The following is a 19,831-nucleotide window of genomic DNA, read 5'->3' as shown; positions in this document are numbered from 1 at the left end:
CCCTGGTTCATACGCGGCGAAAGCGGCCGTCTTCTTCCCTGGTTAACTCGCCGCGTGCGATCAAGCGCTCGGCGTGCCGTTCCATCATCACGCGCTCGACGAAGGGCTGCCAGGGTATGTGCTCGTAGCGCTTGCCGTACACCACGCACTCACGCGCGATCTCTCCGAGGCTGCGCGGCTCTTCGCTCAACTCGAGCAAGCGCCGGTCGCGATGATCGACCACGGCCAGGTAACGGTCAACGGCACCAACGAGATCGTCTTCTATGACGCCCGCTTCATGGAAACTCACGAAGGCCCGCAACCCGGGAGCCATGTCACGCAGCATCTCGAGCGAAGCAACCGTGTCGTCCAGACTCGCAGAGGCGTCGGCGTAATAAGGCCCGAAGGCGGTCAGATCGAGATCGCCCACGAAGACTATGTCGTCAGGCTCAAAACGAACTACCAGGTGCCCGCCCGTGTGGCCGGGCGTGTGCAGCAGGTGCACACGGTTACGGCCGGTGTCGATAACCTCGCCGTCCACTGCTGAGCGCGCGTCCGGGCGCGGGCGAAAGTTGAACTTGTCTACCGTTACCTGCCGCCACAGCGTGTCGAACTCCTCGTCCATGCCGTAACCGGCCATGAGCGCGTCCAGAGAGGCCATGAGCGGGGCCTCCTTCTCGTGCAGCAAAAGCTCGGCGTCTTCAAAGACGGAGTTGCCGGCAAAGTGATCCTCGTGCGCGTGGCTGTTGATGACCAGGTCGACCTTGCGGCTCGTGACCGACGCGCCCGCCTCGGCCACGTCGAGCGACGGGTCTACGACCAGGCACAAGTCGTCTTCGAGCAGCAGCGAGTTGCCCGATGGGTACTTGCCACCGCGCGATCCGCCGAGCAGGTGGAGGTCACCCCGCTCACCCAGGCCGAGCCGCTCCACGACGACTCAGGCTTCGCCGACGCGATCCATCACGCGCCGCTGTTCATCGGGGCCGGGCACGCCGCCATCCTCGAGCTCCACGCCGGTACTCTCGAGAAAACGACTCACCATGGTGTAGAAGCCCACGGCCACCAACAGCTCTACCACCTGGCGATCACCGAGAGCGGCGCGAAGTTTTTCCAGGGTTGCGTCCCCGAGGCGGGCGTCAGCCAACAGCTCATCTGCCGCTGCGATGACGTCACGCTCCACTTCCGAAAACGCGTCGGAGTCGGCCTCGCCCTGCTCGAGAGCGTCCACCTGGGCCTGGGTCACGCCGCAGGCCATGCCCATGGGAACGTGCTGGGCCCACTCGTAACCGGCACCGGCCACGCGGGCCACGCGCAGTATGGCTATCTCCCTCAGCGAGGCATCGAGCTCGAGGCCCCCGAGTACCACCGCGCCCATATCCTGGAAACCCGCCAGCAGGTCCGGCGACCACGCCAGCATGCGGAAAATATTGAGCGGCCGGCCGAGCGCGTTCAGGCGCCGGGTGGTCTGCTCGTCAAGCGCGTCGAGGTCGGGGTAATCAAGTCTAGCCAATGTGCTCTCCTTTGTCGGCCCGGAAAGAAGACAGCTATCAGGAAGCCCGGGTCCTGAACAGGCCCGCCGAGGCCGCGTCGCACAGGTCGTTGTAACCGCACCAGTTGCACAGCACGCCGGGGTCGGGCGGGAAAACCGTCGCCGCTTCGATGGCCGCGATTTTCTGCACCAGCCCCGATTCTATCTCGTCGGCTTCCTCCCGGCGTACCACCGCGCGCAGGACGCGCCCGCGCTTGAGAAAATCGAGCACCAGCTCGACCTCGTCGTCGTCGGTCTCGCGAAACATCGCCAGTGCGTACGCACGCAACTGCTCGGCCTCCTTGCCCTCAAATCGAGTCGGGACGCGCTTGCCGGTCTTGTAGTCGATGATGTGCAGTCGACCCTCGTCGTCCCTGGCCAGGCGATCGATGAAGCCTTGGAAGAACCTGCCGTTGGCCAGCTCTATTTCAAAGTGGTACTCGCAACCGATTGTCTTCATCTGGTCGACAGAGAAGCGCGTAGCGTGCCAGGAGCTGAGAATCCTCGCCCCTTCGCGGCGGTAGTACTCCATGTTGTCGTTGGCCTTGATAACGCGAATCGGCGGCACGTGGTCAGCGAGCATCTTGTCCCAGCGACGGCAGTACCACTCCACCGCATCTTCGGACGAGCGCTCGCGGCCACCTACGCGCTCGTTGAACAGCCACTCGGCGGCATCGTGCACGCGGCTGCCCATGAAGCCCTCAACCGACTGGAAGGCCTCCTTGACACCATCGAGATAACGATAGCGAAACCGACGAGCGCACTGCGTGAACTGGTTCACGCGTGAAAAGCTGTAGGGCCCCGCCAAGGCGGTGCCCGCGGTCAGGCTGGGAGACGACATGACACCTTCACTGCTCGGAGCCGGTGGCGGAAGCAAGCAGGTCTATGGATTTCTCATCGCCTATGGCCAGCAAGGTATCGCCCTGTTCGAGCAAGCGGTCGGTTGATACGTTGAACTCCATATCACCGCCACCGCTCGCAACCGCGACCACGTGCACCCCGAAGCGAGAACGCAGGTCGGCGTCCCCGAGAGTGACACCGTCGCACAGCGACCCCATCGCAATGGCCACCTCGGCCATTCCCACCTTGCGATCGCTGGGCGAGGTGAGCACGTCGACAAAATCGAGTACCCGCGGATGCAACGCCGCCTGCGCCATGCGATGACCGGCGATGCTGTAGGGCGACACCGTGCGCGTGGCTCCAGCACGCTTGAGGCGAGCCTCGTTGGCGTCGTTCTCGCACCTGGCCACGATGAACAGGTCGGGGTTCATCTCGCGGCCAGTGAGCGTGACGTAGAGATTGTCGGCGTCAGACGGAAAGGTTGTCAACAAACCACGGGCGCGCGCTACACCCGCCTGCTCGAGTACTTCCTCGCGCGTGGCGTCGTCATTTATCCCAAGCATCCCCTCGGGCAACGGCTTGTCTCGCTCGATGACCACGAAGCTCACGCCCCGCTGTTCGAGCTCGGCCACCAGGCGGCGGCCAAAACGACCGTAGCCACATACGATGTAGTGATCTTTCAAATCTCGCAGCATTCTCTGCGTCCTCCGCATTCCAAAGTAGGCCTGCAGTTCACCCTCGAGTAAAGCGCGAGCCCAGGCCCCTATTATGGTAAGTACCACGCCTATGCCGAACACGATCAGCACGACGGTAAACAGGCGACCGGCCTGGCTCAGCTCCTGGACTTCGCCGAAACCAACCGTCGAAAGCGTGATCACCGTCATGTACAGCGAATCGATCCAGCCCATGTCCTCGATGTACATGAACCCCGCCGTGCCACCGGCAGTGAGCGTGCATATGGCGGCAAGAGTGACCGCGAACGGGAAGCCACCCTCACCCATGGCGAGACGCGACCGTGAATAGCCGTCCCCGCGACGATGCTTCACGACTTCAGCTCTCCGTCGGATTGCAGCCGGTAAGTAATCGTTCCCACCACGGCCACGCCGTTGCGGTCGCCAGCCACGGCGTGGCGGCCCACCATGCTCGCTTCAACGCAACCGGTCGCGACCTCACCACTGCGCCCGAGCGCGCGTGACACCGCCCGGCAGTCGCCCACCAGCGGCGTGATGAAAGACAGGTCGAGGCCCAGTGTTGACGAAGCACCGCGGCCGCCATCGATAGAAGTAGTGTAAGCCGCGATCGCCCCGCAGGTGTCGAGCAAGCCGACGATCGCACCCTCGTCAAAACACCCGGCCCTGCCCTCGTTGGGCGCGAGCGGAGCTTTCACGGCCGCTCCGTGGCTGCCTATTGTTTCCACCTCCATGCCCAGTCCATGCGTGTAAGCCGACGGGGCGCGTTGACCGACGCGCGGCCAGGTCGCCCCCGCAGGGCCACTGGGCTTTTCGAGAAGCGACGGGCCGGCGGTCGCGCGGCCGGCTACCCTGTGCAGGGTAATCATCGCCACCCCCACGCGCGAACCGCCAGCAGCAACAGCCTCGGCCTCGATGAAGGCCAGGGTCCTGCCACGCCTGAGTACGCGCGCACGGCCTGTCAATTGGCCCCCGCTGCGCACCGGCTCGAGAAAACGCAACGACACCGCGGCCGGCAGCCAGGATGCGGAGCCGCCCTGGCCGCCACTGCCGTCGCCGTCACCCGCGGCGAGGGCCAGCGGTGCCGCAGCCATCATCACCGACGCCACGGCACCACCGTGCAGGCGACCGCCGGTGTTGGTGTTATCGACCGTCCACGCAAGCCCGACGCAATCGCCACCGGTTGCTGCCTGCTCCATGGCCGCTGCATCCCCGAGCCCGCCCCCGGCCGCCAATCCCAACCTGCGCGCATATGCCGACGCCGCGAGTTCTCCGGCAGCTGACCTCCACGCTGGCAGGCTCACTGCTGCGCCTCTTCGACGACAGCACCGGATTCAAAATAACGGGCCCCCTGCCAGAGAAAGCCTACTGCGAAGGTCGCACTCGGCACCAGTGCCGCGTGCCAGGCCAGTGCCCAACCCGCGCCAAGTTGGCGGACGTCGCGGACACCCCAGATCATGAAACAGCCCAGCAGGTATCCCAGGTAAGCCATGGCCAGCCACCTGGCCCAGGCACGGCGGGTCCATAGCCCCCAGGCGCCGGGCAACCACACCGCCAGGTGAACCAGCAACACGAGGCCGGCCACGTTACCGCTGAAGCGCCAACCGAAAAGGGTCTGCGAGTAGTCGGCCGGGCCGCCCAGCGCCAAGCGACCCAGCTCAAGAACGGTGGCCGACAACGCCACCACGACGAGCGCCAACACGAAGCTAGGCCTGCGAGTACTCACAGCGTGGTTATGTCACCGGTAGGGCTACGAATCCACGCCCCGCTGGACAGCAAACTGAAGAGCGAGAGGGGCTGTCAGTTGACCTCGCGAACCCTGGGGCAGGCCTGGCCCAGGTAACGCAAAAGGTTCCAGCCGTGGAACAGTTCAGGGTACAACACCGGCTTGCCGCTGGTCACCAGCCCCACCGAGATGCGACGCTCCGGGTCTGCCCAACCCAGCACGTTGGTAAAACCGAGGTGCCCGAAGGCCTTGCTCGTGTCGGGGCCGTAAACGCTGATCCATTCACCACCCAGGAAGAACCCCATTCCGTAACGTATTGGTGCGCCCAGGGTGAAATCGAACTCGAGGTAAGACTGCTCCATCGTGGCCCGGCGTATGGTGAGCGGGTTGAACACCTGCACTCCGCCCAGCGTGCCACCGGCCAGCAGCAATTCGTAGAAACGGCTGAGTTCTTCGGCCGTGCCGCAGATGTTGGCCGACGGAACGATGCCGGTGAGAAAGCGCTCGTCGTTGGTCATCTCTATGACCTGGTCAAAATCGATGCCGAGGGCTCGTTTCAACACCGTCGATAACGGCGGCAGCAAGGGCAGGCCGGTGTGGTAGTTGCGTACCACGCTGCCCAGCTTGTCGGCCGCCACTCCGTAGTTCAGGCCCTCGAAACCAAGCGGGTCGAGTATCTCGCTGGCGAGCACCTCGCGGATACTCTTGCCGGTCACGCGGCGCACGATCTCACCCAGGATAAAGCCGCCGCTGATGGCGTGGTAGGCGAGGCGCCGTCCCGGGCGTCCGCTCACGCGTGCTTCGGCCAGGTGGCCGATCACCCAGTCACGATCGTCGAGATGGTCGAGGTCAAAAGCCGCCGGGGGGAGATGCGGCAGCCCGGCCCGGTGGGCGAGCACGTGCTTGATCGTAATCCATTTTTTTTGCTGCGCGTTGAACTCCGGTATGTACTCGCACACCGGGTCATCGAGGTGCAGCAAGTGGCGCTCGTCGAGCAGATGGATGACCATGGCCGTAATAGCCTTGGACGCCGAGAAAATATTGAAGGGCGAGTCCAGGCCCACCTTGACCGGCGGCGCGTCTTCGGGGTCACCCGGCCCCGAGCCGCTCGCGTAGCCTATGGTCCGGTTGAGTATGATGCGCCCGTGGCGACGCACGCACATGCCCACCGCCGGGTGAATGCCACTGGCAAACAATTCGCGGGCGGCCTGCCATGATTTCTCGAGCAGTACCGAATCGGCGCCCACCTCGGCCGGGTGCACCTCGCGCTCGTGGTCTATGGTCTCCACGCTGCTGATATCGCTCGGCACGCGCGCACGCGTGACCAACGATGGCATCAGCGAATAGGCCATGTCGAGTAGCGCCGGGCCTGGCAGGTCGTCGGGGTGTTCTTCTTCTGTCACAGATTGGAGCACTCCCCCCATTGTAGCCTGCCCGGCAGCCCACCACCGATAGCCACGACAGTATTTTTTTGCTTCCCGGGCGGCAGGCTTCTCTCCACCCCGCGACCGACGACCGGACCCGATCGCTTTTCAATCCGCTGCACGCGTGCAAAAACCCACGCATGCATGACGACAGCAGCGCGACCACGACCAACGAAAAGCAGATCGACTACTGGGACCAGACCGCCGGCCCGCGCTGGGTGGCCATGCAGGACTCGCTCGACCGCTTGATAGGCCCGCTGGGGGTCGAGGCCCGGCGTCGCGGCGCGCCCTCCGCGGGCGAGTCGGTGCTCGACGTCGGCTGCGGCTGCGGACAGACACTGCTCGAGATGGCCGCGGATGTGGGCGAGAGCGGCAACGTTACGGGCGTGGACGTGTCTTCGCCCATGGTAGCGCGGGCCAACGAACGTGCCGCGGCCAACGGGTTTAAAAACATCGAGGCCTTCGTGGCCGACGCCCAGGTATACGACTTTGAGCCGGGGGCTTACGACCTCGTGTACTCACGCTTCGGGGTGATGTTCTTTGACGACCCCGTAGCTGCGCTCGGTAACCTCGGGCGCGCTATAGAAGGCGGCGGCAGGATGTCCTTCGTGTGCTGGCAGGCTATCACCGAAAACCCGTGGATGTTCGAACCCACGCGTGCGGCCATGGCCCACGTTGCCGTCGAGGCACCCACCGACCCGCACGCGCCCGGGCCGTTCGCCTTCGCCGACCGCGAGCGGCTGCTCGGACTACTCACCGGGGCAGGCTTCGGTGACGTGCTGGTCGAGCCCTTCGAAGTAGAAATGGAAGTCGGCGGCGGTGCCGAGCTGGACCAGACGGTCGAGTTCATGCTGCAGATGGGGCCAGCCGCGCAGGCCGTGCGCGAGGCCGACGCCCAGGCCGCCGAGGCCGCCCGCGGCGCGGTGCGCGAAGCACTCGAGCCTTTCTACAGCGCCGAGCGCGGCGTGATCATGCCCGGCCGCAGCTGGATGGTCAGCGCGCGGGCTTGAGGGCGGGCTTGAGGGCGAACGCGCGCGACATCATGTCGGCCGCGTCTATGGTGGCGGCAGTGTCGCCGGCAAACTCGTTGTAAGCGCGCTGCACGTTGAACACCAGTCGCTCGGGGGCCTCCCACTCGCCGTAAGGCCCGAGATCTATCTGCCGGCAGGCGTCGTCCACCGCCACCCCGCGGTCAAAAAACACGCGCGCCTCTCGCAACACGTAGGCAAAGTAATCGCGCAGACCCAGCAAACCGTCAGTATCACACACCGGCCCGTGGCCGGGCACTACCACCTCGGGCTCGAGCGCCACCATGGCGTCGAGCGAGTCCATCCACAGCTGCGTCGTGCCGGCCCAGCCTATGGGCGTGCACTGGTTGAAGAGCAGGTCGCCGGTGAACAGCACGTTCTGCTCCGGAAGGTGAACGACCATGTCGTTGTCGGTGTGCGCCGGGCCCATGGGGATCAGCCGCACTGCTGTGCCGCCCAGTTCAAGCTCGGTGGCCTCCTCGACCGATTCGGTGGGCAGCTCCAGCTCCACGCTCGCGTGGTCAAAAGGGCGCAGCTCCTCGGCCAGGGCAGCCTGCGCGGGCTCGAGGGTGGCCGGGTCAGCGTCGGCCAGGGCCTGGAACAAGCCGTGCATCCCGGCCTCGGCCTCCATCGCAGCCGCACAGTTAGCGTGGGCAATTATACGCGCGCCGTGCATGGCCGAGTTGCCGCCGGTGTGGTCGACGTTGTGGTGAGTGTTCACCAGGGTGCCGGGGCGCTCCGAGCGAACGCCCGCGTAAAGCCCCAACAGTTCGTTGGTCAGCGGGCGATCCCAGAAGGTGTCGACTACCAGCCCGTCACCGGAATCGATCAGGCCCGAGTTGCTCCAGCCCAGCACGGTGGGTTTGCCGAGCTGCGTTACCGCGTATACCGAGTCTGCTACCTGCGTGAGTTCCATGCGTTCAGGCTGTATCCCAAGCAACAGCTCATGCAACAGCTACGGGCAGTTCGACAGTGCCCAACTGGACCAGGATCGAAAGGTGATCGCTGAGTCCCCACAACTCGGCGATCTTACCATCGGCGATGCGCAGCATGGTCATGTCGGTGAATTCGACAGCCTTGCCGGTAACGGTTCCATCGGGTAGCGGCCCGGTGTTAGTCCCCCGCAGGGTGAGGCGGACGGCAACACGGTCACCCGACGCGACCAGGTCCTCGACGGTCTCGTGATAATCGGGAAAACTCCCCCTGATAGAAATCGCAAGTTGCTTCACCCCCTCCGGGCCCGGGCCCACGTCGGGCATCCCCACCGACGAGTAGTGCGCTACGAAGTCGGCGGCGTACAGGTCGTCGATCTTATCAAGGTCGTGGTCACTCCACACCGCCTTGCAAGCGGCCCGTACGAGTTCTTCGTTGGTCATCTTCTCTCCCTCCCTCCAGGAAACAACAGTCTATGCACGGGCTCGCGCAACGGCCCAGGGCTCGGAAAGCAGTGTAGGTGGACACCGGCTGGGAATCCATAGACAGCCCTGCGGTGCCGTGGTAATTGTCGCGCATGAGTGACCAGCCGACGAAAGACCAGAAAAAGGGCGACGATCCCCGGGGAGACGTGCTGCTGCGACAGTTCGTGAACGACATTCCCGTTTACGACTTCGCCGACACCGCATTCACCGAACCACGACTGCTGGCCGAGGCCCAGGTGGCCATCGTGACAACCGCCGGCCTGCGCACGGACGGCGACACCTACTGGGCGCCCGGTGACCAGGCCTTCACCGAGATCCCCGTGGACGCCGACAAGCTGGCGCTCGCGCACTTCAGCCCCAACTTCGACCGCAGCGGTTTTATGGCCGACCCCGAGGTGGTGTTTCCCGTCAAGCGACTGGCCGAACTGGCGGCCGACGGCACCATAGGCAGCGTGGCCCCCCTGCACTACTCGTTCATGGGCGCCCAGCCTGACCACAACCTTGAAACCATGCGCCTGGATAGTGGGCCTGCCTGCGCCGAACGCCTCAAGCGCGACGGAACCGACATCGTTGTGCTCACCCCCATATGACCGTTCTGCACGCGCACCGTTGGTGTGCTCGCCCACGTTTTTGAGCAGGCAGGGCTTGCGACAGTGAGCCTGTCGTCTGTACGCGGACAGGCCGAGCGCGTGCACGCGCCGCGCATGCTGCACTGTGAGTTTCCGCTGGGACGACCACTGGGGCGCCCAGGCGATGCGAAGTTTCAGCGCGGAGTTCTACGCGCCGCCTTTGAGATGCTCGAGGCTCCCACCGGCCCGGTACTGCTGGATTACCCCGAGGTCATACTCGACGAACAGGCCGAGCAGTTGTCCTGCCCACTGCCCCCGCGCCACGACGGCGACAGTCATCCGGCCGTTGAAGAAGCACGCGGCCTGCGCGCGGCCTTCGAACGCGCCGGCGAAAGCGCCCTGCGCTCGGGCTTCGGCAAAAAGCTCACGGCCGACACCGTACCCGACGCCGTGGCTGCCTTCATACGCATAGCCGACGGTACTCCCTTTGAAGACGCCGACGTGCCCGGTGGCGACCTCCTGGCCGCCGGACATGACCTGCGCTGCTACTACGAGCAGGCGGCCATGCAGTTAGCCGACCACGTGCCTGCAGCGCGGCAGACCGAGAACTGGATCTATCGCCAGACCGAAACCGGCAAGGTCATACGCGCCGCCGCCGCGGCCATGAAAGAAGCGGGCGTCGCGCAGCCACTGTGGTTCTACCTTATGCCGGCGAGCCAGGCCGGCTGAGTCCCGACAACAGGGAGCCTTGCCCGGCCGGCCAACCGCCGCCATGCAGGCACCCGCCGCAAGCACACGAGCAAAGAAATATGGACCCGCAACCGCTTTCAAATCCCACCACCAACGCGCGCGTACTCGAACTGGTGTCCGAAGGAGGCCTGCGCGACCGTCGTTTGCTCGACCTGGGTGCGGGCAACGGCTACCTCGCGCGACTGCTGGCCGAACGCGCACGCGCCGATGGCCTCGACCCCGGGCAGGTGCTGGCAGCCTGCGACTTGTTTCCCGACTACTTTGACTGCGAGGGAGTCGAGTGCCGCGGCATGCGTTTCATGGACTCCCTGCCCTACGACGACGCGAGTTTTGACTGCGTTTACTCGGTGGAAGTCATCGAGCATCTCGAAAACCCTTACGCCTTCCTGCGCGAGATCTACCGGGTGCTCAAGCCTGGCGGCCTGGCCGTGGTGACAACGCCCAACCTGCTCAACCTGAACTCGAGGCTGGCGTTTGCCGGACGGGGCTTCTGGATGCTGTTCGGGCCCCTGGCCACCGACGAAGAGTCGGCCCGCTACCTGTCAGGACACATAATGCCCATGCACCCCTACTACGTGAACTGGGGAATGACGCGGGCCGGTTTCGAACAGGTGACCCACCACCACGACCGCTTCAAGACCTCAGCCCTGGCAATGCTGCCGCTGGCCTGGCCACTGATCAAGCTGTCGGAATGGAAAGCCCACCGACGCATGGCGCGCAAGACCCCCGGCCTGCTGGCCGACAACGCCTCGGCCCTCGCGGCGATGAACAGCTGGCGCAGCTTGTGCGCGCGCAGCACTATCGTCGCCGCAAGAAAACTTTCGGCTTAAAGGCGGCCGCGACCCGGCCCTGGTGGCTTGCCGATACAAACTGAAGCGAGTAATATTTCTGCAATGCAGTTCTCCCTCTCACTTTATATGCCCGGGACGCCGATAACGGGCGTCCTGACTGCGACCGCTGCTTTCCACAAGAAGGCGGTGGCGTGGATATGCCTCGCCAGTGGCACGGGAGGGCTGCAGCCGATTACCTGACCAACAGGATAAACGGCAAGGAGAATGGCCCTCCCGTCGCACAGGCGACCGGAGGGCTTTTTTGTTGCGCGAAGCGACGGCCCCCGGCACCTGGCGGCGCGGGTCCGAACGCCATGAATGCGCAAAAACAAAACAATACCGCCCGTGGGAAGAATCGTTCCCGCGATACCCGACCGGCCCTGCTTAACCGCGCCATGCTGACCACGCTGGCCTGCGGGTCGGCGTACGGGTTTGCCATGTCGAGCTTCTACCTGCTGCCCGCGTGGCTGGCTGGTGACCTGGGCGCCAGCGCCGATACCATCGGATCGGTTACGGCTACCTGCGCGCTGGCCACCGTCCTGGCCGCGCCGCTGGTTGCCCGCTGGGCCGACCGGGTGGCGCTGGGTCGGCTGGCCGCCATGGGGTCGGCCACCATGGCGCTGTCGGCGGCGGCATTCTATTTCGTCGAGTCGGTGGGCCCGGCCATGTACCTGCTGCGAGCCGTGCACGGCGCGACTTTCACCGTGGTCTTCACCGCGCTCAACGCCTTGGTTGCCAGGCTGGCTCCGCGCGAACGGCTGAGCGAGGCGATGGGGCTGGTCGGCGCCAGCATGCTGGTGATGAACGCCATAGCACCCGCGCTCATGGAGCCGCTGGCCCACGCCGCCGGCTGGCAGGTGGTGTTCGCCATAGCGGCGGCATCAGCCACCCTGGCTACCGGGCTTGCGCTTGCCGTCCCGGGAGGCGACGCGGCCGTTCCAGTGACGCCGCCCGCCCGGGGTACCGGACGCGCGATGATGGCTCGCAGGCAAACTCGACAGTACGCACTGGTGTCGGCCGTTACCGGCTGTGCCTTCGGGGTGATGTTTACCTTCACTCCGCCGATGGCGCTCGAGCTCGGTCGAGATCACGTGGCCGGGTTCTTTGCAGCCTACGCGGGGGCCGCGGTCTTCGTGCGCCTGCTGCTCGGTGGTCTTCCGGATCGTGTGGGACGCTTTCGCACGGCCGTGGTCTCCCTGCACGTGTACGTGGCCGCCGTCGCGATAACGCCGCTCCTGGGAGCCGACGCGCTCGAGCTGGCAGGCCTGGTCCTGGGCCTGGCCCACGGTCTGTTCTTTCCGTCGCTGCACGGCATGGTGCTATCGGTCACTCCCGCGCGCGAGCACGGCAGGATGATGGCGCTGTTCGTCGCCTCCTTCTACGGAGGCATGTCGGCCGGTGCGTGGGGACTGGGTCAGCTCGCGACCGTTGCCGGCTACCAGTCCACCTACCTGGTGGCGGCCACGCTGCTGCTGCTGGTGGCGATGAGCTTCGCGTTCTCGCGCGAATTCAGCGGCCGGGCGCGCCCGGTAGCGCCGGGGCAAGCCATGCCGGCCGGGGCTCCTGGCGCGTGAGCGGGGTCAGCCCCCGACCACGCCCTTGAGCACCTGGTCGATGCCGGCCTGGGGTAGCGACATGCCGCCGTCGATGACCAGGTTCTGGCCGGTGACGAAAGCCGCGCCCGGGCCGGCGAGGAAGGCGATGACCGCAGCCACTTCCTCGGCCGTGCCCGCGCGGCCCAAAGGCGTCGCCTCGTTCACGGGCCCGAGCAGGCCCTCGATCTGGAACAGCGGCTCGGTCATGGCCGTGCGGATAACGCCAGGCGACACGCAGTTCACGCGGATGTCGGGCGCGAGTTCCTGGGCCAGGGCCTGGGTGAGCGCCACCACGCCGGCCTTGGCCGCCGAGTAGGCCGACTCGCCGCGGGTAGGCCTTGGGGCGCTGCCCGACGCGTTGTTTACGATTGCAGCCCCGGGGCCGGCGGCTCGAAGCGCAGGCAACGCCGCCCGCGTGACGGTAGCAACGGCCGCAAGGTTCACCGACAGTACGCGCTGCCAGTCATCGGCCGCGTGATCTTCAAAGCGCGCCAGGTTACCGGCGCCGGCGTTGTTTACCAGCAGGTCGAGGCCACCCAGCCCGTCGGTGACCTCGCCGACCGCTCGCACAACGGCTTGCTCGTCACACACGTCGGCTTCAAGAGCGAGTGAGTCGAGGCTCTTGCCCACGACGCCAAGCCGCTCACCGTCACGGTCGAGCAGCGCCACGCGCGCGCCCTGGACCACGAGCAGGCGGGCTGTCGCCTCGCCTATGCCCGACGCCGCACCGGTCACCAACGCGCGCCGTCCCTCGAGTGGCCCCGCGCTCACGAAGCTGCGTCGTTGCCGGCAGCAGCCTTGTTGTCCTCGCTCCACTGCGTCATCACGGCCATGGTCTCTTCCCAGTTGTAGAGGTCTTCCTGGAAATTAAACTTACCGTCGCCCGCGTACTCGGACACCGAGATGCCGGCAAACTCGTAGTAGCTGCCGTCGCTGCGCTTGCCCGGCAGGCGATTCAACCACTTGTAGATCACGCGGTTGCCTTCAACGACCACCCACTCGTTGGGATAGGTCCAGCCCTCGCAGAGCTTCATGACCGGCACCAGCCATTCCTTTATCGCGGCGTGGCCGCGGAAGGTGCCCTCGTGGTGTTCCACGTAGACGGCATCGTCGGTAAAGGTATCGGCGAAGGCAGCCCAGTCGTCACGTTCCTGTATCTCGAGGCGCGCCGCGAAGGCGGCTTGCACTTCTTCTCTGTCAAATTGCGTCATAATGTGGCATTTCTAGCCCCTCGCCGCCCCTGTAGAAAGGAAGCGCCCCCATGGCTGACAACCCGAACATACCGATGGTGAATATTGCCGCGCAGGACGCGGTGCTGCGGCCCCTGGTTCAACCGCGTCTCGATCGCGTGATGGAGTCGGGCCGCTACATCAACGGGCCCGAAGTAGCCGAGCTCGAAGCGGCGCTGGCCGAGTTTACCGGCGCCCACCACGCGGTAGCCTGCTCGTCGGGAACCGACGCGCTGCTGATGCTGCTCATGGCCCACGGCGTAGGCCCGGGCGACGCGGTGTTCGTGCCCGCCTTTACCTTTGCCGCCACCGCCGGCGCCGTGGCGCTGGCCGGTGCCACGCCGGTGTTTGTCGACATTGACGCCGCGACCATGAACATGAGCGCCGACTCGCTGTCCGCGGCCGTCGCAGCCACGGCGAAAACTGCGCAGGTCACCCCGCGGGCCGTCATCGCCGTGGACCTGTTCGGTCACCTGGCCGACTACGAGGCGCTGGGGCGGCTGTGCGACCGGCACGAACTTCTGCTGCTCGAGGACGCCGCCCAGTCGATGGGAGCTTCGCACAGCAGGCGCATGGCGGGCGGCCTCGGTGTTGACGCCGCCACGAGTTTCTTTCCGGCCAAGCCGCTGGGCTGCTGGGGTGACGGCGGCATGGTCTTCACGAGCAACAGCGATACCGCTGACCTGCTCAGGTCCATACGCGAACACGGCCAGGGCGGCGACCGCTACCGCAACCTGCGCGTGGGCCTGAACGCGCGCATGGACACCATGCAGGCGGCCGTGCTACTGGCCAGGTTGCCGTTGTTTGAACAAGAGCTTCACCGCCGCCGCGAACTCGCCGAGCGTTACGGGCAACTGCTCGCCGCCGCCGCCGAGGCGAGCCCACATCCGGCCATCACCCTGCCTACCACCGCAGCCGGTTCACTGCCGGCCTGGGCGCAGTACACGCTGCGGGTAGCCGACCAGCGACGGGATCAGCTGCGCGCAGCCCTGGCCGAACAGGGAATCGCGAGCGGGGTCTACTATCCCGAGCCCTTGAGCAAGCAACCCGCGTTTGCCGACAACTCAGTCGCGCCGGTAACGCTGACAACAACTGAACAGGCCTGCAGCGAGGTGCTGAGCCTGCCCATCTCGGCCTACCTCGGCGATAGCGAGCAAGCGCGCGTGGCCGAAGCCGTTGTTACTGCCCTGCTTGGTACGCCGGCTGCGCGCCCCTGACCACGCGCCCCGGTCGTGCGCCACTGTCTTCGCCGTCGCGTTGCACCACCTGTCCAGCCACGAGCGTAGCCTTGTAGCCGACCGCCTTCTGCATGAAGCGCGGCGCGCCACCGGGCAGGTCGTACACCATGCGCGGCACGCCAACCGACAACGCGTCGTAATCGACAAGGTTGATATCAGCCTTCTGCCCGGGGGTGATCTCGCCGCGGTCGTCGAGCCCGTAAAGGCGCGCGGTGTCGCGGCTCTGCTTCTTGACCACCGACTCCAGTGACAAACGCTCGCCACGGCTGCGGTCGCGGGTCCAGTGCGTGAGAAGGAAAGTAGGCACGCTGCTGTCGCAGATCATGCGGCAGTGGGCGCCACCGTCGCTGCCGCCAACGGCCGACAGCGGGTGTTCGAGCATTTCGCGCACCGGTTCAAGATCACCGTCGGCGTAACCGAGCAGGGCCCATAACACCACAGCGCGCCCGTCGTCGCCCAGCATTATGTCCCAGGCCAGTTCGCGCGGATCAACACCGTCGCGGGCCGCGCGCGCCGCCAGCGAGCGCGAAGCGTCGGGCTCGTAATCGGGCGGGTCACCCAGCTCGAAGGCCTGCTGCCACGGGTCTTTCATCATCATGGCAAAGACATCGTCGTTGGGGTCGCTCTCCGACAACACCTTGGCGCGAAACGATGGGTCGCGAAGAAACGGCATGCGCTCTTCGGGAGTCATGTCCATCAGCGGCGCAAAACTCGGGTAGCGCGCGAAGGGACTCACGCCTTCGAAACTGAACAGCAGGCTGGTCGGTCTCCCGAACACCTGCGGGTACACGCGCGCGCCTTCGGCGTCGGCCTGCTCGCACAGTTGCAGCATGCGCCGCCATGCGTCGGGCTCGAGAGTGTTCTGCCCCAGCAGAAAGGTGATCGGACAGCCGGTTGCCGCCGACACCCGCTGCATCCACGCGATCTCTTTTTCGGGGGCAGCCAGATCCTCACCCGACACGCCCGCCGGCGCGACCTCAAAAATGCCGCTGCCGTGTTCGCCCAGCACCCGCGCAAAGGCCATCAGCTCGTCCTCGGCGGCAAAGGTACCGGGCACCGGCTCGCCATCGATGGCCACGTGCAGCAGCGTACGAGAGGAAGAAAAACCCAGGGCGCCCGCGCGCATGGCCTCGCCCACCAGCTCGGCCATCCTGGCTATGTCTTCGGCAGAAGCCGGCTCGTTGCTCGCACCGCGCTCGCCCATGACGTAGGCCCGGACCGGACCGTGGGCAATGTGCGCGGCCACGTCGATGGCGTGCGGGCAGCGTTCGAGCGCGTCGAGGTACTCCGGAAAACTCTCCCAGTCCCAGCGGATGCCCTCGTTGAGCGCGGTGCCGGGAATATCTTCGACTCCCTCCATCAGGCCGACCAGCCACTCGCGCTGCCCCGGAGCGGCCGGCGCAAAGCCAACTCCGCAGTTACCCATGACCACGGTCGTTACCCCGTGCCAGAACGAAGGCGTCAGCAGCGGATCCCAGGTGACCTGGCCGTCGTAGTGCGTGTGCACGTCCACCCAGCCGGGCATCGCCAGCAGACCCGAGGCGTCGATCTCCTCTTCGCCCTTGCCCGCCACCTGGCCCACTTCGGCCACGCGTCCATTGTCTATGGCCACGTCGCCTTCAAAGCGCTCGCGGCCGGTTCCGTCTACTACAGTTGCGTTGCGAATTACCAGGTCGTGCATCGCAGCAGTATGCCCGCCCTCAGGGCCTGAAGCCACAGAGTGTCAGCCGCCAGGGCGCAGGCTCTCGACCGGCACCACGCTGCAGCTGGGCATGTCAAGATCTTCGTCGGCGAGCAGCCAGCGGCAGAAGAACACGCCCTCGGGGTGGCCGGCGGTGCTTATCCAGTTGGGCAGGCCTGGATCGACAGCGCTTATTATTACGCGGTAGCTGCCATCGTCCTCGAACTCGACCTGCTCACCGTTGATGGCCACGCGCTGGTAGCGGTAATCGAGCGATTGCATGTAACGGTTCCACAACTGCAGGCCGAAGTAACAGCAGGGCTGCGGGTAGCCCTCCACGACCAGCGCCTCGTCGTCGGCCAGGCTGTAGTTGCCCAGCGCGTACACGTTGTCGGTCGTGCCCCAGCCGCTGGCGTTCTTGTCAAACTCTATAAAGCCCAGGAACTTGTTGGCCTCGCCGAGATCGGGCATGGGCACCGCGCCCATCGTCTGCTCAACAAAACGCGTCGCCGCGCGCAAACGGTCGGCCGTCTCCTGGTCCGACAGCGGGGCGGGAGGGCCGATGTCCTCGAGCATCTCTATCTCAAGCTCGGCCGGCTCGGCCTCGTCGCGGTCGAAAAAATACTGGCGCACGATAAGACAGCTCACGTCCTCGTCGAGCGCGATTACGTTCTTCGCATCACTTTGGGGGGGGCCGTTTTCGCCAGAGCCGGGCAGCGACGCCGCGGGCACGAGCGACAACTCGAAGGCACCGTTGTCTTCAAACTCTATGTCCCTGTGCGACATATTGGCGGCGATGCGATCCGACCATGAGCCGTCGCGTGGGCCGGCGTAAACGCAGAAGCCCAGGTAACAGTGATTGCCCTTGCGCCCGTACAACCTGTAGCTGCGCGTGGGGTCGAGCTGGGTAAAATGATAGTGCGAATCAACGTTATCGCCCAGCATCTTGCGCACCGGCGAGGCCAGCTGCACCAGAGTGGGCCGCAGCGGGTCGTTGTCCATGTAGAGGTCAACGGCGTAGCCGAGCAGGTGGATCAGCGAGCGGTAGCCCGAGGCCTGGTCGTGCTCGAGCTTCACACCGCGGTGGGGAGCCAGGAAGCTCTCTTCGCCACCCGCCAGTAACTCGACCAGTTGTTTCCATGCCGCCTGCGACAAGGGCGCGAGGGTCTGGTTTTCCATGCTCCTGTCTCCCACGAGCGCAGGCCTTAATAAAGCAGGCCCGTCGCCCTGGCCCTGCCTGCGGGAGCGGCGGCGTTCCGGAGCAGGCCTCGGACACGGGGCTGGAGCTCAGCCCAGCAGCACCTCGCGCGCGAGCTCGGTGTCAAAGTACTCTTTCATCTGCGCGACCTTGCCGTCACGCAAAGACAACAGGAAGTGATAATTCTGATCGTATGATCTGCCACTTGCGTGCACACCGTGGCCCTCGGCTTCTATGGCTACCCGGTCGTCGCCTACCGTCATGGCGGTGATCGTGAACTTCAGCCCCTCGGGGAAGGCCCCCAGCAGTCCATCGCACAGGGCCCGGATCTCGTCGAGGTCGTGCAGTCCCGATATGGGCAGTGCCCCCGCTGTCCACACCGTGGCGTCGTCGGTGTAGCAAGCCAGGATGCGCTCGGTATCACCGCTCGAAAGGGCATCCATAAAATCACGGGCTATTTCTTCGGCTATTTCCATTCCGATGTATTACCAACCATTTTTTCTCGACGCTGACCTTATTCAATCGGTCATCGCCAAGGCTACTCGCAGGAGCACAAGTCCAGCGTCCCGCCATTAACCGTGGCCTGTATATGTACGCATTGATCACCCGGCTCAACGCAGAAACCGCCACAAGTCGGCTCATCGCCGTCCAACTCGCAGGGACTGAAACAGTCGCAGTCGCCGAATATATCGACCGCGCACAGGGCCCCGCCGAAACACGAGCCCCCGCAGGAAGGACCCGACTGGTCAAGGCAGGTCTCAAACCCCGACGGCGCGCAAGCGCAACCGCTCGGCCCGCTGGTCGTACAGATCTCGCCCGGCCCGCATGTGCCTCCGCAGGCCGGTTGACTGGCCCCGGCACAGCTACCCTGCAGGGGTTGGGCGCTGCAGGTACAGCCTCCGCTGCCGTTTTCGCAAAGCTGCCCGTCACCGCACACCCCGTCACACCCGCTAGCTAAAGTATCTTCGCACAACTGAATATCCGGGGGCAGGCATTCACAGAACTCCTCAGATTCACCCAGATCCGGTAGCGCAATCTGGATGTGCTGACAGTCCCAGCCCGGCCTTGTAGTGCAATCACCGCCTCCACAAAATCCCGCTTCTTCGCCCTCGCATCCGGGAATGCAATCACACCCGAAACCGTCATCTATGCAGAACTCGCCAGCCGGACAATCTCCCCCGCAAGTTGGCGCCGAACTGGAGAAGCAGCTGGGTGGCGGCATCGTGGTCGTGGTCGTCGAAGTCGTCGAGATGCATTGGCAGAAATCGATCGTCTCGCCACCCACGGTCGCCGTCACACGGAAGCACGCGTCACCTTGATCCAGGCAGGTACCGCCGCAGGCCGGTGCCTGACCGATCTCGCAGAGGTCCAAGCACTCGCAGTCACCCAGTATGTCGGCGGCGCAATATCGACCGCCATCGCAAACGCCGCCGCAGCTGGGCCAGGGCTGCCCCTCGCAGGTCTCGGGACCAGGCCCACACGAACAACTGCCACTACCGCCCTGGCTGCAGACTTCACCCGGGGTCGAGCAGGTGCCACCGCAAGACGGTGCCGTTGCCACGGCGCAGGTGACCTGGACCGGTAAAGCTTCACAAGTGCAGCCCGTCAGACCACTACCGCCGCAGACGCTCCCCGGCGAACAGGCTCCGTCGCAACCCGAGCCAGCCGAATCAACGCAGGCCTGCAGCCCCGGCGGAATACACTCGCAGAGATCGGCCTGTTCATCCAGATCGGGAGCGGCCAGGGTGACAATCTGGCAACTCTTGCCGGGCTCCGCCGTGCAGTCACCCTCAGTGCAGGTGGGAGCGGTTTCGGTCTCGCAGCCCGACGCACAGAAACACGAGGTCACGTCGAAATCATCGGCGATACACACTGAGCCGGACGGACACGCGCCCCCGCAAGCAGGCCCCGTGCTTCCCTCGCAGCCCATGGGGCAGACCAGGGTAACCGTCTGGCCCACGGCGCTTTGCAGTATGCGCAGCGCGTCCGCCGCCGTAGCCGCGCCGCCGTCGTCGGCGTCACAGGTGGTGAGGTCGGTGGTTTGGCTGCCAACCGCCATCTGCAGGCAATAAAGCGCGTCTGCCGCGGTGACGTTGCCGTCGCCGTTGG

20 protein-coding genes are annotated in these 19,831 nt (G+C 65.4%); 6 read left to right on the top strand and 14 right to left on the bottom strand.

Features of this window, described 5'->3' with window-relative positions:
- Positions 1-7: 7 nt before the first annotated feature.
- From EYQ35_04075 to EYQ35_04045, 7 genes are all read right to left on the bottom strand, one after another.
- Positions 8-910, bottom strand: coding sequence for an MBL fold metallo-hydrolase (locus tag EYQ35_04075; GenBank protein ID HIF63320.1), 903 nt, complete (start codon positions 908-910; stop codon positions 8-10).
- A gap of 6 nt (positions 911-916) precedes the next feature.
- Complete coding sequence (locus tag EYQ35_04070) at positions 917-1,489, bottom strand: carboxymuconolactone decarboxylase family protein (GenBank protein HIF63319.1); 573 nt, start codon at positions 1,487-1,489, stop codon at positions 917-919.
- 37 nt (positions 1,490-1,526) lie between these two features.
- The gene (locus tag EYQ35_04065) at positions 1,527-2,348 is read right to left on the bottom strand and encodes a PD-(D/E)XK nuclease family protein (protein HIF63318.1); all 822 of its coding nucleotides are present in this window, start codon (positions 2,346-2,348) and stop codon (positions 1,527-1,529) included.
- Between the two features lie 7 nt (positions 2,349-2,355).
- Positions 2,356-3,393 (bottom strand): potassium channel protein, encoded by a 1,038-nt coding sequence (locus EYQ35_04060; GenBank protein HIF63317.1) that lies wholly within the window; start codon positions 3,391-3,393, stop codon positions 2,356-2,358.
- Entirely contained in the window at positions 3,390-4,340 is a 951-nt protein-coding gene (locus tag EYQ35_04055) for a hypothetical protein (GenBank protein HIF63316.1), read from the bottom strand. The genes EYQ35_04060 and EYQ35_04055 overlap by 4 nt, the downstream gene beginning before the upstream one ends.
- Positions 4,337-4,762 (bottom strand): hypothetical protein, encoded by a 426-nt coding sequence (locus tag EYQ35_04050; protein ID HIF63315.1) that lies wholly within the window; start codon positions 4,760-4,762, stop codon positions 4,337-4,339. Before EYQ35_04050 ends, EYQ35_04055 begins: the two co-directional genes overlap by 4 nt.
- 74 nt (positions 4,763-4,836) lie before the next feature.
- On the bottom strand, positions 4,837-6,114 hold the full coding sequence (locus EYQ35_04045; GenBank protein ID HIF63314.1) for a class A beta-lactamase-related serine hydrolase: 1,278 nt from the start codon (positions 6,112-6,114) through the stop codon (positions 4,837-4,839).
- A gap of 212 nt (positions 6,115-6,326) precedes the next feature.
- Between EYQ35_04045 and EYQ35_04040 the strand changes: the two genes are divergently transcribed.
- On the top strand, positions 6,327-7,196 hold the full coding sequence (locus tag EYQ35_04040) for a class I SAM-dependent methyltransferase (protein HIF63313.1): 870 nt from the start codon (positions 6,327-6,329) through the stop codon (positions 7,194-7,196).
- Here the strand turns inward: EYQ35_04040 and EYQ35_04035 are convergent.
- Positions 7,180-8,154: an MBL fold metallo-hydrolase gene (locus EYQ35_04035; GenBank protein ID HIF63312.1), complete on the bottom strand. Its 975-nt coding sequence runs from the start codon at positions 8,152-8,154 to the stop codon at positions 7,180-7,182. The genes EYQ35_04040 and EYQ35_04035 overlap by 17 nt on opposite strands.
- 4 nt (positions 8,155-8,158) lie before the next feature.
- On the bottom strand, positions 8,159-8,590 hold the full coding sequence (locus EYQ35_04030) for an ester cyclase (protein ID HIF63311.1): 432 nt from the start codon (positions 8,588-8,590) through the stop codon (positions 8,159-8,161).
- A 134-nt stretch (positions 8,591-8,724) separates the two neighbouring features.
- Between EYQ35_04030 and EYQ35_04025 the strand changes: the two genes are divergently transcribed.
- The 4 genes from EYQ35_04025 (at position 8,725) to EYQ35_04010 (ending at position 12,355) form a co-directional block, all read left to right on the top strand.
- Positions 8,725-9,222, top strand: a complete 498-nt coding sequence (locus tag EYQ35_04025; GenBank protein HIF63310.1) for a hypothetical protein — start codon at positions 8,725-8,727, stop codon at positions 9,220-9,222.
- Positions 9,223-9,285: 63 nt separating this feature from the next.
- Entirely contained in the window at positions 9,286-9,930 is a 645-nt protein-coding gene (locus EYQ35_04020; GenBank protein HIF63309.1) for a hypothetical protein, read from the top strand.
- Positions 9,931-10,010: 80 nt separating this feature from the next.
- A complete protein-coding gene (locus tag EYQ35_04015) occupies positions 10,011-10,781 on the top strand; it encodes a class I SAM-dependent methyltransferase (protein HIF63308.1) in 771 nt (256 codons plus the stop codon).
- A 152-nt stretch (positions 10,782-10,933) separates the two neighbouring features.
- Positions 10,934-12,355: an MFS transporter gene (locus EYQ35_04010; protein ID HIF63307.1), complete on the top strand. Its 1,422-nt coding sequence runs from the start codon at positions 10,934-10,936 to the stop codon at positions 12,353-12,355.
- Positions 12,356-12,361: 6 nt separating this feature from the next.
- Here EYQ35_04010 and EYQ35_04005 read toward each other — a convergent pair whose 3' ends face one another.
- Both EYQ35_04005 and EYQ35_04000 read right to left on the bottom strand, forming a co-directional pair.
- A complete protein-coding gene (locus EYQ35_04005) occupies positions 12,362-13,147 on the bottom strand; it encodes an SDR family oxidoreductase (GenBank protein HIF63306.1) in 786 nt (261 codons plus the stop codon).
- A complete protein-coding gene (locus EYQ35_04000; protein HIF63305.1) occupies positions 13,144-13,587 on the bottom strand; it encodes a nuclear transport factor 2 family protein in 444 nt (147 codons plus the stop codon). Before EYQ35_04000 ends, EYQ35_04005 begins: the two co-directional genes overlap by 4 nt.
- Before the next feature lie 50 nt (positions 13,588-13,637).
- On the opposite strand from EYQ35_04000, the gene EYQ35_03995 reads away from it, so the two are divergent.
- Positions 13,638-14,822: a DegT/DnrJ/EryC1/StrS family aminotransferase gene (locus tag EYQ35_03995; protein ID HIF63304.1), complete on the top strand. Its 1,185-nt coding sequence runs from the start codon at positions 13,638-13,640 to the stop codon at positions 14,820-14,822.
- On the opposite strand, the gene EYQ35_03990 is transcribed toward EYQ35_03995, so the two are convergent.
- From EYQ35_03990 to EYQ35_03980, 3 genes are all read right to left on the bottom strand, one after another.
- Positions 14,785-16,524, bottom strand: coding sequence for a D-aminoacylase (locus tag EYQ35_03990; protein HIF63303.1), 1,740 nt, complete (start codon positions 16,522-16,524; stop codon positions 14,785-14,787). The two genes, EYQ35_03995 and EYQ35_03990, sit on opposite strands and share 38 nt — an antisense overlap.
- Before the next feature lie 42 nt (positions 16,525-16,566).
- Positions 16,567-17,703, bottom strand: coding sequence for a hypothetical protein (locus EYQ35_03985; GenBank protein ID HIF63302.1), 1,137 nt, complete (start codon positions 17,701-17,703; stop codon positions 16,567-16,569).
- A 108-nt stretch (positions 17,704-17,811) separates the two neighbouring features.
- The gene (locus tag EYQ35_03980; GenBank protein HIF63301.1) at positions 17,812-18,198 is read right to left on the bottom strand and encodes a nuclear transport factor 2 family protein; all 387 of its coding nucleotides are present in this window, start codon (positions 18,196-18,198) and stop codon (positions 17,812-17,814) included.
- Positions 18,199-19,831: the final 1,633 nt, after the last annotated feature.

This window comes from Candidatus Binatota bacterium (assembly GCA_012960245.1).
In the GTDB taxonomy this organism is placed as follows: domain Bacteria; phylum Desulfobacterota; class Binatia; order UBA1149; family UBA1149; genus UBA1149.
The sequence above is the reverse complement of the archived record's forward strand: the minus strand, read 5'-3'. Positions and strand labels throughout refer to the sequence as shown.